This is a genomic window from Flavobacterium rhamnosi, assembly GCF_048286515.1.
GTDB lineage: Bacteria > Bacteroidota > Bacteroidia > Flavobacteriales > Flavobacteriaceae > Flavobacterium.
The window spans coordinates 37,152-53,872 of sequence record NZ_JBLVPS010000006.1; the positions used below are offsets into that span (position 1 = coordinate 37,152).

General features: G+C 33.7%; 14 protein-coding genes. All 14 read left to right on the plus strand.

Annotated elements, in window-relative coordinates; translation table 11 throughout:
• Nucleotides 1-193 precede the first annotated feature (193 nt).
• The 14 genes from ACNQGN_RS06805 (at nt 194) to ACNQGN_RS06870 (ending at nt 16,595) form a co-directional block, all read left to right on the plus strand.
• On the plus strand, nt 194-1,165 hold the full coding sequence (locus ACNQGN_RS06805; protein ID WP_417987090.1) for a glycosyltransferase family 2 protein: 972 nt from the start codon (nt 194-196) through the stop codon (nt 1,163-1,165).
• Between the two features lie 95 nt (nt 1,166-1,260).
• The gene (locus ACNQGN_RS06810) at nt 1,261-2,658 is read left to right on the plus strand and encodes a hypothetical protein (protein ID WP_417987091.1); all 1,398 of its coding nucleotides are present in this window, start codon (nt 1,261-1,263) and stop codon (nt 2,656-2,658) included.
• Nucleotides 2,651-3,739: a glycosyltransferase family 4 protein gene (locus tag ACNQGN_RS06815; protein ID WP_417987092.1), complete on the plus strand. Its 1,089-nt coding sequence runs from the start codon at nt 2,651-2,653 to the stop codon at nt 3,737-3,739. Before ACNQGN_RS06810 ends, ACNQGN_RS06815 begins: the two co-directional genes overlap by 8 nt.
• Before the next feature lie 31 nt (nt 3,740-3,770).
• Nucleotides 3,771-5,204, plus strand: coding sequence for an MBOAT family O-acyltransferase (locus ACNQGN_RS06820; protein WP_417987093.1), 1,434 nt, complete (start codon nt 3,771-3,773; stop codon nt 5,202-5,204).
• A 127-nt stretch (nt 5,205-5,331) separates the two neighbouring features.
• Nucleotides 5,332-6,207, plus strand: coding sequence for a hypothetical protein (locus tag ACNQGN_RS06825; RefSeq protein WP_417987094.1), 876 nt, complete (start codon nt 5,332-5,334; stop codon nt 6,205-6,207).
• Between the two features lie 3 nt (nt 6,208-6,210).
• Entirely contained in the window at nt 6,211-7,395 is a 1,185-nt protein-coding gene (locus ACNQGN_RS06830) for a glycosyltransferase family 4 protein (RefSeq protein WP_417987095.1), read from the plus strand.
• Entirely contained in the window at nt 7,367-8,176 is an 810-nt protein-coding gene (locus ACNQGN_RS06835; RefSeq protein WP_417987096.1) for an FkbM family methyltransferase, read from the plus strand. Before ACNQGN_RS06830 ends, ACNQGN_RS06835 begins: the two co-directional genes overlap by 29 nt.
• Before the next feature lie 4 nt (nt 8,177-8,180).
• The gene (locus ACNQGN_RS06840; protein WP_417987097.1) at nt 8,181-9,716 is read left to right on the plus strand and encodes a glycosyltransferase family 2 protein; all 1,536 of its coding nucleotides are present in this window, start codon (nt 8,181-8,183) and stop codon (nt 9,714-9,716) included.
• On the plus strand, nt 9,713-10,705 hold the full coding sequence (locus tag ACNQGN_RS06845; protein WP_417987098.1) for a glycosyltransferase family 2 protein: 993 nt from the start codon (nt 9,713-9,715) through the stop codon (nt 10,703-10,705). Before ACNQGN_RS06840 ends, ACNQGN_RS06845 begins: the two co-directional genes overlap by 4 nt.
• A gap of 21 nt (nt 10,706-10,726) precedes the next feature.
• The gene (locus ACNQGN_RS06850) at nt 10,727-12,010 is read left to right on the plus strand and encodes a hypothetical protein (protein WP_417987099.1); all 1,284 of its coding nucleotides are present in this window, start codon (nt 10,727-10,729) and stop codon (nt 12,008-12,010) included.
• A gap of 34 nt (nt 12,011-12,044) precedes the next feature.
• A complete protein-coding gene (locus ACNQGN_RS06855) occupies nt 12,045-13,166 on the plus strand; it encodes a glycosyltransferase family 4 protein (protein WP_417987100.1) in 1,122 nt (373 codons plus the stop codon).
• Nucleotides 13,167-13,174: 8 nt separating this feature from the next.
• The gene (locus ACNQGN_RS06860) at nt 13,175-14,185 is read left to right on the plus strand and encodes a glucosamine inositolphosphorylceramide transferase family protein (protein ID WP_417987101.1); all 1,011 of its coding nucleotides are present in this window, start codon (nt 13,175-13,177) and stop codon (nt 14,183-14,185) included.
• On the plus strand, nt 14,152-15,246 hold the full coding sequence (locus tag ACNQGN_RS06865) for a glycosyltransferase family 4 protein (RefSeq protein WP_417987102.1): 1,095 nt from the start codon (nt 14,152-14,154) through the stop codon (nt 15,244-15,246). The genes ACNQGN_RS06860 and ACNQGN_RS06865 overlap by 34 nt, the downstream gene beginning before the upstream one ends.
• Nucleotides 15,243-16,595 carry an O-antigen ligase family protein gene (locus tag ACNQGN_RS06870; RefSeq protein WP_417987103.1) on the plus strand — a complete coding sequence of 451 codons (1,353 nt, stop codon included), beginning with the start codon at nt 15,243-15,245 and terminating at the stop codon, nt 16,593-16,595. Before ACNQGN_RS06865 ends, ACNQGN_RS06870 begins: the two co-directional genes overlap by 4 nt.
• The last annotated feature ends 126 nt before the right edge of the window (nt 16,596-16,721 follow it).

Here is a 16,721-nt window from a genome sequence, read left to right on the forward strand (position 1 = left end):
AAAAATGGAATATTGAATGGTAAAAGAATATATTCTTAAAATTTAGAAAGCAGATTAAAAAATGAAAACTAAGTAATTTTAATTTTTAGGTACGCATTAGTTGTGAAAAAAAGAACTTTCTTTGTAAAGGCTGATTTCTAGTCTATCCAATAGAATTATTCCCGTATCATTAATTTTATAACTATTTATTATAATGAATCCTGAGATAAATATAATCATCCCATTATATAATGAAGAGAAAGTATTTCCATTACTAATAACGAGAATCATTGAACTACTAAACAATAGCAGTTTTTTAATTTCAGTTATACTTGTAGATGATGGAAGTAGTGATAGTACTCCTATGTTGATGAGAGAGTTGTCTTCAGGGGATGAGCGCTTTTCAAGTATTATTTTATCTCGGAATTTCGGTCATCAATTAGCCCTGACTGCTGCGTTGACGATGGTCAATGCTTCCGAAGCAGTAATGATAATTGATGGGGACTTGCAAGATCCACCTGAATTAGTAGAAGATTTATTTCTATTATACAAGGAGGGTTACGATGTAGTTTATGCAATAAGAGAGTCCAGAAAAGAAGTTTTTTTTAAAGTAGTATTTTATAAATTATTTTACCGCATATTGCAAAAAATTGCTTCGATAGACATGCCTTTAGATTCAGGCGATTTTTCACTTTTAAGTCGCAGAGTAGTAGATATTATGAATACTATGCCAGAGGAAAGCAGGTATTTGCGTGGAATGAGAAGTTGGATAGGTTTTAAGCAAATCGGTTTTAAATACAGTCGTCCTGACAGGCATGCGGGAAAGACGCAATATTCTTTAGGGCAACTTCTTAAACTTGCCATGAATGGCATTTTTAATTTCAGTGAATTCCCAATTAAATTTATTACCTTCTTAGGAGTTTCCACGATGTCAATAAGTCTAATTTATTTTTTTATTACATTGGTAAAAAGATTCACAAGTGGTTATGTTCCGGAAGGATTTACGGCTATCATTTTTTTAATTATTCTCTTCGGCGGGGTTCAGTTAATTTCTATTGGTATTATTGGGGAATACTTGATACGTGTTTTTTTTCAAGTGAAAAAGCGCCCTTTATTTATTATTAAAGAATTAATTGTTGATAAAAAGGAAATCAAAAATAATGATTTTAGTTCGAAATTATTCTAATTAGTACTTTATCAATTATCGGTTTCATTTGTATAAAAGTATATACTTTTAAAGAGTTATAAATTAGGAGTTAAAATAAAAAATAGGTTTGTGAAATGAAAAAACTAGGAATAGTTATAACGGACGGAGTTGGTTATCGTAATTTTATCATGAGTAATTTTTTGACGGAAGCCGCACAACAATTTGATTCAGTTACCCTATATTCAGGCTTGCCGATAAGTGCTTATGATAATATTCCCCAATCCAATATAATTATCAAAGAATTAGATGTTTTTGTGGAAGGAAAAGTAACATGGTTTTTTAGAAAATGGAAGGAAGTGGCGCATTTAAAACAGTACTGCTCTTTTTACGGAATGAAAGACAATTTGGCTGTAGGCTATCCGAAAAATAATTCGGCTCGTTCCCTCTTGATCAAGATTATATATTTTTTTACCCGTTTTATTCATTCTAATGGCAGTATTTTGTTGGTCGAAAAATTGCAATTCGGGTCGTTTTCTAATCATAAAATCACGAAAACTTATTTGCAATTACTTCGGGAAGACAAACCAACACATCTCTTTTTTACGCATCAAAGGCCTCCATTTTTAGCGCCTTTTTTATATGCAGCACAACAATTAAAAATACCCGTGAGCACTTTTATTTTTAGCTGGGACAATTTGGCTTCTAAAGGACGAATGCTGGGTTCTTTTGACTATTTTTTGGTTTGGAGTAATTTGATGAAAGCCGAATTGATGTTTTTTTATCCCAACGTGGAAAAGGAAAATGTGAAAGTGGTAGGAACCCCACAATTTGAGCCTTATGTAATGAAGAAGTATGAAACTACAGCTGAAGACTTTTACACAAAATTCCAATTGGATGCTAATGTTAAGACCATTTGCTACAGCTGTGCCGATGTTTCCTTAGGTAAAAATGACCCCATAGTTATAGCAGCTATTGCCAAGGCAATAAGAAATAATGCCTTGATAATTCCAAGCCAACTTATTGTAAGAACTTCTCCCGCCGAAGACGATGCCAGATTCAAAGACATCAGGGAAGAATTTCCGGAGATAATTTGGAATGTTCCGAAATGGATGTTGACTCGGGAAAATCATGCCGAAACCTGGTCGCAACGAATTCCCACCGAGGACGATATTACGGATTTACGGTCCCTGTTGGAACATGTCGATTTGAATATCAATATGTGCTCGACTATGAGTCTGGATTTTATGTTGTTTGACAAGCCTGTAATCAATACCGTTTTCGGTAATCCAGAAAATGGCTTGTACGATGATCAGAGGTTTTTAAATTATGATCATTTTAAAAAAGTAGTCAACAGTCATTGCGTGACCATTGCTAAAAATAAGGAAGAATTGATAAGTCAAATTAATGACGCCTTGATTAATCCTAAGTCTAGAATAACAGAAAGAAAAGCAATGATTGACTTGCAGATTAGTGAACCCTTATTGCACACCAGCAAAAGAATTGTGGAAACCTTATCCAAATTTCATGATTGAACATCGAAAAATAGCTGTACTCTGTAATTATGAACTGTTGTCGGAAAGGGTAGGTGGAATGGACTACTTTTTTTGGCTTTTTGATCAACAATGCAAAGAAAGAGGCATGCAGATTGACTGGTTTTTCCCGAATTTATCCCATCATGGAGAGTATTCTAACCTGAGTATTTATGACTGTAGTTATAATGTGGAGATTTTTTTTATTGATTTTTGTAAGGTAAATAAAAAAGGTTATTCCCATATTATAACTCATTTCTTAGAACTGTGCACGCCTTCTTTTTATAAAATAAAGCAGTTTTCTAAAGCTAAAATTATTGCAATAGATCACAATCCAAGGCCTTTAAACGGTTATCCGCTGAAGAAGAAAATTGAAAAAAAAATTAAAGGGATTTTATTTTCAAGATATATTGATGTTTTTGTTGGGGTTTCTCAGTATACTGTAAATGAAATTTTAAAAGATTTTGGAAATCATTTGAAAAAGAAGACCAGAACTATTTATAATGGTGTTGTAATTGAAGGTATTATTGAAAGAAAATATCGTGATATTGTAAAGCCTGTTTTTTTAGTAGCATCGCATTTAAGAGAATCCAAAGGGATTCAAGATCTGATTGTTGCTGTTTCTCTTCTTCCTATCGAAATAAAAAATGACATTAAAATAGATCTTTACGGAGATGGCCCTTATAAAAACAATTTGATTGAAAGCATAGACCAATTTAATTTACAAAATTGCTTCACTTTTATGGGCAGTAAGCCCAACTTAAAACAATTGTATTCGAATTATGATTATATGTTACAGCCTAGCCATATGGAGTGTTTCAGTTTGTCCATACTCGAGAGCCTTGCCGCCAATGTACCGGTAATTACAACAAATGTAGGAGGTAATGAAGAGGTAATTGCTGATGGTGAAAACGGATTTATTTTTAGAGCAAATGATATCCATGAATTGAAAGATATTCTTGAAAAGGTTTATTTAGGACAAAAAAAAATTGAAGGTAATACAAGATTAGCGGTGGAGAATTTTTTTTCATTAACAAAAATGGTTGCCAATCATTTGGCTTTGGTATTGGAGAATAAATCTTAATTTTACATTCTTAAATTTGTTACATTAGTCTATGTTTTTTAATTCCTTATCTTTTGCTGTTTTCCTGCCCATAGTATTCTTGCTATATTGGTTTGTATTTAATAAAACCAAGAGTGCACAAAATGCAATCCTCATTGTAGCGAGTTATTACTTTTATTCCTGTTGGGATTGGCGGTTTTTGTTTCTATTGGTTTTCTCCACTTTTTTGGATTACTATACCGGTATTAGAATCGAGAAGGCTAAGACCGAAACTGCTCGAAAATTTTGGTTTTGGTCGAGTATTATTATGAATCTGGGATTTCTGGGTATATTTAAATATTATAATTTTTTTGCTGCTTCTTTTTCGGAATTGTTGAACGGTTTCGGATTGCAAACGAGTCCGCTATTGTTAAATGTTATTCTTCCTGTTGGTATCTCTTTTTATACTTTTCACGGATTATCGTATGTGATTGATATTTATTTGAAACGAATTAAAGCCGAATATAATTTTGTAGATTACTCCTTGTTTGTTAGTTATTTTCCATTGTTGGTTGCGGGGCCAATTGAAAGAGCCACTCATTTACTGCCACAAGTAAAAGTAAAAAGAACCTTTGATTTTGAAAAAGCCAAAGAAGGTGTTTATCAAATCATCTGGGGATTAGTGAAGAAAGTGGTCATTGCCGATACTTGTGCGACTTATGCTAATGCCATTTTTGATAATTATACTTCAATGAATTCCTTGTCGTTGATATTGGGAGCGGTGTATTTTGCTTTTCAAATTTATGGTGACTTTTCTGGCTATTCCGATATGGCATTAGGAATGTCCAAATTGTTCGGATTGGATTTGTTACGAAATTTTAATTATCCTTATTTCTCAAGAGACATCGCCGAGTTCTGGCGTCGTTGGCATATTTCCTTGTCTTCCTGGTTTCGTGATTATGTTTATATTCCTTTGGGAGGAAGTAAAGGAAGTAAACTGAAACAGGTTCGTAATGTATTTGTAATTTTTTTATTGAGTGGTTTTTGGCATGGCGCCAATTGGACTTTCATAGCATGGGGTTTTATTAACGCTCTTTATTTTTTACCATTATTGCTTCGAGATAAAAATCGTTCTAATATTGAAACGGTTCAGTTGCAATGGGATTTTAGTTCACTAAAAGTATTGGGGAGTATAGTTACAACTTTTGCTTTATGTTGCTTAGCTTGGGTGTTTTTTAGGGCGAAATCCATAGAAGCTGCATTTGATTATATAGGACGTATTTTTACCGATATAAATTTTCAAGCACAATACTTAGAAAATGAGCGCTACAGCTACGAAATCCTATTGCTGGTTGTTGCTTTTGTTGTAGTGGAATGGAATAGCAGGACTAAAATTGAACCTATATCGGGAAGATATAGCGCGTTGAAAGTAGCATTATGTATCATGGCTATTGTCGCTTTGGGTACTTATTCTGATTATAAGGAATTTATCTATTTTCAATTTTGATTTAATTAGGTGAGGCCGAATGCTTCATCTCCGCTTAGTATAAACTTAAGAAGTGACAGCGATTAATAAAATACTGTCGTAAAACAGTGCTTTCATTAGTACAAACAATAATAATAGAAATTTAAAAATGAAATCTTTTTTACTTTTTACTGCAAAATTACTGCTGATTACCTTGGTAGTTCTAGGGTTGTTGGATGTGCTTTACACTCTGGTTTATAAACAATCCTCCAGTAGGAATAAAATAGCCTATGTTTACAATTCAAAAGCTAGAGATTATGATGTAGTGATTTTAGGTTCTTCTAGAGCGAATAATCATTTTGTAGCACCGCTATTTGAAGAGAAAGGATTAAAAACGTTTAATTATGGAATGAGTGGAGGCCATTTGTTTGAAGCTTCTTTATTATTGAAGCTAATGGTAGAACGCGGATATCACATAAAAAATGTGATTCTGGAAGCTGATTTGAATTTGTCTAATGAGCAACAATCAGAGAGTGTAGCAGCTAAATTTTTGCCTTATATTCACCAGTCTAAAACAATTAAAAATCATTTTTCAGAGCAGAACCATTTTTGGGCATTGTACTATATTCCTTTTTACCGCTACATTACTTTTGAACCGCGTATTGGGTTTAGAGAAATGTATGACACAGCGAGAAACAAACCATCGAATGTTTTAGAGCGTCTAGGGTATTATCCTTTAGGTATTAAAAAAGGGAATATGAAAAATAACCTTACCAATTTAAAACCGTTACATAATAAATACTATGAAGAAATTAAGCAAATTTGTAAAGCCAATAATATCAAATTGATTGCGGTTATGACGCCCATGTGCTCTAATACTAAAGGATTGGATTATTTTCACAAAGTAAATGCAATCTATCCTGAAATTCACAATTATGAAGGTGTCGTTCAAGGGGATCAGTATTTCTCTTCCTGCGGACATTTAAATGATTCAGGGGCAAGGTTGTTTACAAAGATAATTTTAAAAGATTTTTTCAAAAAGTAAGATATGAAAATTGCCTTTTTAACACCAGAATATCCACACTCTAAAACCGGAACCTCCGGTGGTATTGGTACCAGTATCAAGAACTTGGCTTTAGGGCTTTTACAACAAGACTGTTCGGTTCGGGTTTTAGTTTATGGACAAAAGGAAGAGGGTATTTTTGATGATAATGGTGTTTGTATTCAACAAATAAAAAATGTAAAACTAAAAGGATTATCCTGGTATCTTACGCGGAAAAAGCTCCAGGAAATTATCGATAGCTTATACAATGAAAAAGAAATTGATTTGGTAGAAGCGCCTGATTGGACTGGTATTACTTCTTTTATCTCCCCTAAGAAATGTCCAATCGTTATTAGGTTGAATGGTTCGGATACGTATTTCTGTCATTTAGATCAGCGACCTGTGAAATGGTTTAATAAATTTAATGAAAAAAGAGCATTGCAGAAAGCCGACGCCTTGATTTCAGTAAGTCAGTTTACAGCTGATAAAACAAATGAAATTTTTGTATTAGAAAAGAAATTCACGATTATTCCAAATTCGATTGATATAGGGCTGTTTAGTCAGAGTAATAGTGATAATGAAAAAAATAAAGACAGTAATACTATTCTTTATTTTGGTAGCTTAATCCGGAAAAAAGGATTGTTGGAATTACCCCTTATTTTTAATGAAGTAATAAAAAAAAGACCCGATGTAAAATTAGTATTGGTTGGTAGAGATGTGTCTGATATACTATCCGGAAATGTTTCAACTTGGGAGATGATGCACGAGCTTTTTACGGAAGAGGCAAGGAAATATGTAAACTATTTGGGAAGTGTGCCCTATGAAGACGTAAAAAAGCAGATTAATGCAGCAACACTTTGCGTTTTCCCTACATTTGCTGAAGCACTTCCAGTTTCCTGGATAGAAGCGATGGCCATGCAAAAACCAATTGTAGCTTCCAGCGTAGGCTGGGCAACTGAAGTGATTGATGATGGGATAGATGGTTTTTTAGTGCATCCAACTGATCATATTGTTTATGCAAATAAAATTATTGACTTGCTTGAAAATAAAGAATTGCAAAAAGAATTTGGCCTAAAAGCAAGAGAAAAGGCAGTCCTGAAATTTAGCATGGAAACAGTGGCACAACAGAGTATTTCATTTTATAATAGTTTAACCGTAGCAAATGAAAAAGCAATTAAAAAAAATCATTAGTACCCTTTTTCCAAAAGGCAATTTCAAGGAAAGGGTGAAATTGTTTTATTACAGTATTAATACACCAAGCCAAACTTCCTATGAGCTAATTAGTACAAGTGAAAAGAAAACGGTTTATAAAACGATTTTTCAGGATTTGTCGTTGATTACAAACGAAGCCTTGTATTTTGTTGCTCCTGATTTTAAGTACTATCAGCATTTTTATAAAGTAAAACGCAATGATGTCATTGTTGATGCAGGAGCAAATTGTGGACATTTGTCAATATTATTCTCAAAACTAACAGGTGAAAAAGGAATTGTTTATGCCTTTGAACCCGATACGTTTAACATCGCGAGAATTCATACTAATATGCAATTAAACAAGGAACTGCCTGAAAACATCAAAATCGAGGAGTTGTTGTTATGGAATGAAAATGAGTTGGTTGATTTTTACGAGGCTGGAACAGTAGGCTCTTCCGCTGTTTGGATTCCCGACACCGACAAATGTGTCAAAAAACAAGCAATACGGATTGATGACTGGGTGTTGAATAATAATATTAAAAAATTGGATTTTGTTAAAATGGATATCGAAGGTGCCGAAATTGAAGCTTTGGACGGATGCATAAAAACTATTCAAAATCTTTCTCCAAATTTTGCTATTGCTTCCTATCATATTGTAAATGGTGAGCCAACCTATATTAAAGTCGAAGAATTCTTCAAAAAAATGGACTATCCATATAAAACGGTACGATTTAGAAAGAATGAAATTATAACCTTCGCCGGAGCATCAATAAAAAATTAATTCTATGATAATTATTTATCATAATGGACCTAAAGTTGTAGCATTAAGTAATTCATATCGTATAGATAAACTTAATAATTTATCTATAGTTGGATCTCTTATGCTGTTAGCCAAAGCATATCCAGATGCTATTTTGGTATGGTGTCATGCCAGTTTAAGAGAACAGTTAAATATTTTGGAAATTGAAAATTTATTTCATCATCAGAAATTATTACTTTCTTATAATCCGTCTGATACTCTTTTTTTAGACAAAAGTATTGGCTATGTCGAAGAATCTCCATTTATAAAGATTAATAAGTCAGTAACTTTTCCAACCTGGCAAATGAGTAGTGTAGTTGGCGCAATTCATTCTTCTGTTTTATTGGCTTTAAAAGATGAAGTTCGATATGATAAAAATTTTGATTATTTTTTATGTTCATTGGCCAAGTTGGGAATGCGAAAGGGATTGTTATGCTATTCTGAACCTAAACTTTTAAAAGAGAATTCCAATAGCCTTTCAATAAAAACCAATGCCTATATTCTTTTTCGTTTTGTGAAACAGCATTATAAAACACAATGGACATTTTTATTGTTGTTGAATTTACTGTTGTATGAAAGAAAATTTCCGGTAGTACCTTTTATTTGTTCGCTTTTTTATAAGAATAGGAGTAAGGCGAATATTGACTTGGATAGTGTTACGGCTCGATCATCGAGGAAAATTATAGAGAAGGTAACTGTCGATGTCATTATTCCTACTATTGGAAGAAAAAACTATTTGTATGATGTTTTAATGGATTTAAAATCACAAACCCATTTGCCAACTAATGTCATTATAGTTGAACAAAATTCAAACGAAGGAAGTGAATCAGAATTGGATTATTTAATCGATGAAATTTGGCCGTTTATTATAAATCATACTTTTACCCATCAAACGGGTGCCTGTAATGCAAGGAATATTGCTTTGCAACAAATATCAAGTGAATGGGTTTTCTTTGCTGATGATGATATTCGGATAGAGAATAATTTGATCCAAAAAGCATTAGAAGAGATAGAAAAATTTGGGGTTAAAGCAATTTCTATAAAGTGTTCTCAAAAGAAGAAAGACCCGAAAGAGCGTGTTGTTTTTCAATGGGTAACATTTGGTGCCGGTTGTAGTTTTGTATTTTCGGATAGTTTGAAGAATTGTAAATTTAAGATGGGCTATGAATTTGGCTTTGGTGAAGATGGTGATTTTGGTATGCAGCTGCGAAATCAAGGTTGTGATATTTTGTATTTACCAGAACCTGAAATACTGCATTTGAAAGCTCCTGTTGGTGGTTTTAGAACAAAACCTGAGTTGCAGTGGCAAAAAGATTCTATTCAACCCAAACCTTCTCCCACCATAATGTTGTATCAGATTTTAAATCATACCCAAGAGCAAGTTCGAGGTTATAAAACAACTTTGTTTTTCAAGTATTATAAATATCAAACCATAAAAAATCCAAGCCGTTATTTTATAAATTATAAAAAGCAATGGAAAAGAAGTGTTTTATGGGCTAATGAACTGAAAAAAGCAGAATGAAATTTACACTAATTATATGCACTTATATGCGTCCTCAGCCTTTGCTGCAACTGTTGCGGTCGGTTCAGGAGCAAACCGTATATCCTGATGAAATCCTGATTATTGATGGATCAAAAAATAATGAGACTGAAATTGCTCTGGAAGAAAATCATTTCGAAAATCTATCTTATTTTCTTGTTCCATCGACTCATCGCGGTTTAACCAAACAAAGAAATTATGGTATTGAGAGAGTTGGAAATGATGTTGAAGTTGTTTGTTTCTTGGATGATGATACAGTTTTAGAAAAGGATTATTTCGAACGCTTATTAAACACCTATCAAATATATCCGGAAGCCTTGGGAGTAGGCGGCTATATTATCAATGATACAGAATGTGAATGGGTAGGGTCTGATTATCAAGCTAAAGCAGATGAGTACTTTTTTGATGGATGGAAGCGAAAGGATGGAAGTCGATTTATATTGAGAAAAAGATTGGGCCTAGACAGCGACTGTTTGCCAGGATTTTTACCGTTATTTTCCCATGGAAGAAGTGTAAGTTTTTTACCTCCTAGCGGAAAAATTTATGAAGTTGAACAATTGATGGGCGGGGTTTCTTCTTTTAGAACGAAAGTTTTTAGAACGATACAATTCTCTTCCTATTTTGAAGGGTATGGTTTGTATGAGGATACAGATTTCACCTTGAGGGTAGCCAAAATAGGTAAATTATATGTGAATACGGCAGCTAAATTAAGTCATTTTCATAACGCATCAGGGAGGCCTAATCAATACCAATATGGGAAAATGGTAGTGAGGAATGGTTGGTATGTCTGGAGAATCAAGAACTCGAAACCAGACTTTGAAGCAAAATTGAAATGGCATAGCATCACGCTGCTGTTAACATTGATTCGATTCAGCAATAGCTTTACCTCCAGTAATAGAAAACAAGCATTCACTGAGGCTACAGGCAGAACAGTGGGCTGGTGGAGTTTGTGGTTTAATAGACCGATTTAATCAAAATAAAAAAATTGAAGCATGAAAAGAATAGTTGATTTTGTAATTAAACATCCAATTAGCATAACTGCCTTGGTCTGTTTTTTATTCTATTTTTTGCCTTTTAAACCTAAACCTTTTGGTGATGGAGAATACCATGAAGGTACAATTCAGTTAATAGACTATATTGTAAATGGTTTTGATGGAAATGTGCGTGTTGACAAAGGGTTGTTTACCTTGTTTTATTATTTTGTTCCTTATTCCTTTGCTTATGTTTTTCATAGCGACACTCTTTATTATCTTTTTGGAATTATTTTCAATTCGGTTGTTACCTGTTTTGCTATTAAATATTTATTCGCTTCTCTTGATTTAATGAACTTCTCTATCAAATCAAAGTTTTGGGTAATAGTAGTTATGACTTTATTTCCCATACATGTCTATTATGCCTATGGAATTTTGGCGGAAAGTGCCGCTTTTTTGGCCGTTACTCTTTTTATATATAGTTGGGTGAAAATTACTACTAATTCAACTTCTGTCAAATATTTTTTAATTCTAGCACTGTCAATGATGATGTTAGAAGGTACTAGGCCTAATTTATTGCCCTTTTTAGTGCTGTTTTTACTTTATGTTTTGATTACAAAGATTGAATGGAAGAATAAAATAATTTTTATTTCGACATTGGTTCTAATGCTGTTTTTATTGACAACTGTTGAAAGTAAAATTAATAATACCGATAGAGTTTATAAAAAAGACATGTTTAGAAATCAGTTGCTTTGGTCAAGATTTGAATTGCGGGATGAACCATTCAATTGGTTGCCTCAGCACGGTCAAGATGAATTTGCTTCTTCTGATTATCGTAATAATCTTTTAAAAAGAAAGGAATTGGATTCTATTTGCGATGCCAATAAACAGGATAAAACGACTTACTTTATCAATTGGGTTACGAATGATATCATCGATAATCCCGGACTGACGGTACGACAATATGTATTGAAATTTTTTCAATCGCAAAGTTTTATTATTTCTCCATTAATGAAATCAAATAAGAGTAATTTTGTTAAATATGGGGTTCACATTTATATCAATAGTATCAATTATGTCTTAGTTTTAACGTCACTTTGGGCAATGTTTCTGTTGGTGAGAAATAAAGAGTATCAATTGTTCTTCCCGATTTTATTTCTGTGGGGCTCGAGTTTAGTCTTTGTCTTTCTCTTCCATTCGGAGCAACGGTATATGTTTCCGATGCGTCCTGTTTTAATGTTTTTGTTTGCTTATTTTGTTAATTATTATTATCATGGAAAATCGCTTTCTGTAGTAGTTTCATAAGAATTTATTTTTTTGAAATTTTAAATAAAAACAAATGAATTTTACCATCATTACGCATGTGCCTCATATCCTGGACCAACGCAATTATTTTGCTTATGGTCCTTATGTTCATGAAATGAATATTTGGGTAAAGCAGGTCGATAAAATAATTATTGTAGCGCCAATTAGCGTGTCCACTAAAACAGTTATTGATACTTCCTATGAGCACGAGAATATTGCATTTAAAGCTATTGATAGTTTCGATATCTTAAGTATGAGAAGCATTTTCGGAACTATTTTAAAAACGCCAAGAATCAGTTGGCAAATTTATAAGGCCATGAGAAAAGCCGATCATATCCATTTGCGATGTCCGGGAAACATCGGTTTATTAGGGTGTCTGATTCAGATTTTGTTCCCTAATACTCCCAAAACAGCTAAATATGCTGGTAACTGGGATCCAAATTCAAAACAACCCTGGAGTTACCGTTTACAGAAATGGATTCTGAGCAATACATTCCTCACCCGAAATATACAAGTTTTAGTCTATGGTAAATGGAATGGAAGCTCCAAAAATATAAACCCTTTTTTTACTGCGACTTACTATGAAATTGACAAGCTACCCATTCTCATTAGAAATCTAAATGGGGCCGTTCGTTTTGTTTTTGCAGGGGCTTTAGTTAAAGGTAAAAACCCTTTGTACACCATTCAATTAATTGAAGTTTTGTTCAATAAGGGATATAATGTTACTTTAACTTTGTATGGGGAAGGAATGGAGCGCAATATGCTGGAGAAGTATATTGCGGATAATCGGTTAAAGACAATAATTCAATTACAAGGAAATCAATCGAAAGAAACTATTCAAAAGGCGTATCAGGACAGTCATTTTGTGGTTTTGCCTTCCGATAGCGAAGGTTGGCCAAAAGCCCTTGCCGAAGGCATGTTTTGGGGATGTGTTCCACTAGCAACATCAGTATCTTGTGTTCCGTTTATGCTGGATTATGGGAAAAGAGGAGTTTTACTGGAAATGGATTTGCAAAAGGATGTTGTAGCCATAGAAGCACTTTTAAAAAATCAAATGGATTTTGATTTTAAAAGTGAAAGTGCCTCAGCTTGGTCCAGGCAATATACTTTGGATGTTTTTGAAAAGGAAGTTATCGGTCTATTAAGTAAAAACTAAATTAGCAAATGAAAAAAAAGTGCTTAGTAGCGCTCCTCTTTTTTGTTATTGCGGTGGTCGCAATAATTAACTATAGAACTCCTTTTGTTCAACAAGACAAGGGGGGGTGGTCTATAGGGTACGGTGCGTCGACTCGTTATCCAGAGAAGATTGAAGTAGCTAAAAATACTATTTATTCTATCGAAAAGTTAAAAGCTCAAAATGATAGTACTCTTTTTCTGGCAGATCCTTTTTTTCTGAAAGAAAAGGATACTTTTTATCTGTTTTTTGAACATAAAAAGAACAAATCAAATGGAGATGTTGGTTTGCTAACCTCTGTAGATGGAAAGAAATACCAGTATAGAGGAACTGTTTTAACACAAAAATTTCATTTGTCTTATCCTCAGGTTTTCAAATATAAGAACGATTTTTATATGGTACCGGAGACTAAGCAAGCTAATGCATTGCTCTTGTATAAGGCACATCGGTTTCCTTATGATTGGAGGATTTGTGATACTTTGGTTAAGAATGTTGCACTCGTGGATCCTTCTATCTATTTGTCGGATTCGCTAAATGTTTTAGTGGCGACGGATTATGAAAAAAACATGTATTTATACGAGGCAGACTCCTTATTTGGAAAATGGAAATTACATAGAAAACCAATTGCTTTGAGGGGTACAGAAGCGAGGGCCGGTGGACGTTTTTTTGCGGATAAAAACGGATTAATTTTACCGGTACAAAATTGTACAAAAGGCTATGGGTATGGAGTATCTTTGTATCGTTTCACCTTTATAGACGGAAGTTATGTTGCGGAAAGAGAAGCCCCCTTTTTTTTAATGGCAAATGAAAATATAAAAGAATTTAATGCGGGAATGCATCACTTGGATATTCAGCGTTTAGATGCCACGCATTACTATTATGTTTATGATGGGAATCGCCTAGCCAGTAATTCCACATATCTAAATTTCAGAGGGCCGTTAAAGTGGAATTACATGGATTTAAAAAGTTGGATTATAAGAAAATGGGAATACTTCAATTAATAGATAGTTTAGAAGCTGGAGGAGCAGAGCGCATGGCCGTAAATTATGCTAACGCTCTCGTTAATCATGTTTCTTTTTCGGGATTGGTAGTGACTCGAAAAGAAGGGCCATTGCGTAATCAGGTCGATGAAAAGGTGTCGTATCTGTTTTTAAACAAGGAAAGAACACTCGATTTCAAAGCGATACTTAGACTCCGAAAATATGTATTACAGAACAAGGTATCGGTTGTCCATACGCACAGTACTTCTTTTTTTTTAGCTTTTCTTTTAAAACTAACGCTTCCATCGCTTCAATTAATTTGGCATGATCATTATGGCAATAGTGAATTTTTATCAAAAAGACCGATACATGCTTTAAGAATAATAATTCCTTTTTTTAGTGGGGTTATAGCGGTAAATCAGAACTTAAAAAGATGGACCGAAGAAAAATTAAGTTTTAAAAAAGTGATCTATCTTCCCAATTTTCCATCCGAAGAAAAAGGCGTCGATGAACAAACTATTTTAAAAGGGATTGCAGGAAAAAGGATTGTGTCTTCGGCAAATTTGAGAGTGCAGAAAGATCATTTTTTATTGTTGGAAGTAGCCAGAAAGTTAAAAGTTTCTCATCCCGACTGGACCTTTCATTTGATCGGAAAAGATTTTAAAGATGAGTATTCCCAGCAAATTAAGGATTTAATAGTTACCTTCAATTTAGAAAAAAATGTGTTTCTTTACGGCACTAAATCGGATGTGAAAAATATTTTAGAAGAAGCAACAATAGCAATTTTAACCTCTCAATCTGAAGGTTTGCCCGTAGCACTTTTAGAATATGGATGGTATAAAAAACCTGTTGTCGTGACTGCTGTAGGTGAGATTTCGGCATTGATTCAAAATGGCAAAAATGGTTTCATTGTAGCTGCTCGGGAAAGCGAATTGTTTTACGATGCGCTTGTTGCATTAATAGAAAGTAAAACATTACAAATGAATTTTGGGAATGCATTTTATAAAACCATTGTCGAAAATTATTCAGAAGAAATCGTAATAAAAAAATATTTAAATTGGTTGCTTAATAATTGCAAATGAAAAAAGAGGATCAATCCTATCTCTATTTAATCCTGCTCCATGTTGTTATTGGGCTTGTGATTTATGTAGCACCTTTTACCTCAAAAATTTATGGCTATTTTATTTATTTATTTTTGTTTTTGTATATCATTAAAAAACAAAATAAAAATAATGAAGCGCTTATTGCAGCAGCTTATGTGGTGGGAAGTGAGGTTTTCTTGAGAATGACGCAAGGGAACCCTTTGTATGAAATCTCCAAATACGGAGTAATGATTTTTCTTGTAACCGGGATGTACTTTAGCGGTTTTTCAAAAGGTGCCGTGCCGTATTGGTTGTATTTATTATTATTAGTTCCCAGCTTGGTGCTCACTACTTTTGTGTTGAATTTTGATACCAACATCAGAACAACCATAGCTTTTAATATTTCGGGTCCCGTATGTCTAGGATTAGCCTCTTTGTACACTTTTAGGCGAAAAATTCCATTAGATCAAATGAATAATGTCTTGTTAAGCATGGGTTTGCCTATTATTAGTTGTATGGTCTACTTAACATTTTATACACCAAATATTAGAGATCTTATTACCAGTACCCAATCCAATTTTGAAACTTCTGGAGGGTATGGTCCCAATCAGGTAGCCACCATTTTGGGCTTGGGCATGTTTATTTTTTTTTCCAGAGTCATATTAGAATCACAAACCAAATTTTTATTATTCGTAAACTTACTTATTGCCCTAAATATAACTTACCGTGGGATGCTTACCTTTTCCAGAGGGGGTATGATTACTGGTTTTATGATGATTGTTTTGTTATTGTTCTTTTTGTATTTTAAATCTAATTTTAGAGGAAAAGTAAAACTTAATTATATTATTGTCTTTGTTACGCTGGCTATGATAGCAACTTGGAGCTATACTTCTTTTCAGACCAGTGGATTGATTGACAAACGTTATGCTAATCAGGACGCAAAGGGAAGAGTGAAAGAAAGCAAATTTACAGGGAGAGAAGAAATTGCACAAGATGAAATTAATCTTTTTCTGAAGAATCCTGTTTTTGGGGTTGGTGTCGGAAAAGGCAGGGAAGCCCGGGAAGTCGAAACAGGAGACGCTTCTTTATCACACGATGAAATCACTCGAATGCTTGCGGAACATGGGTCTTTGGGTGTCATGGCCTTGTTGATCCTGTTTTTTACACCGTTGGCTTTGTATTTGGAAAATAAGTTCAACATGTTTTTGTTGTGTTTTGTCTTGTTTTGGTTTTTAACCATTAACCATGCGGCAATGCGTACTGCGGCACCTGCTTTTGTGTATTCTTTGTCTTTGCTTAATGTGCAGTTGGGGGGAGGTTCTAAAAAAGAAAGTAAATTAACTAGTTAGAGAAGGTCTGTTTTTATTGATGGCGCTGTTCTCGATACTATTTTTATTTCATTTTGAGTAAGAAAAATCTTGAAGAAGCAGCACTGATCGAGGGTTGTTATCTAATTAGGTCTAAGTTTATCAGAT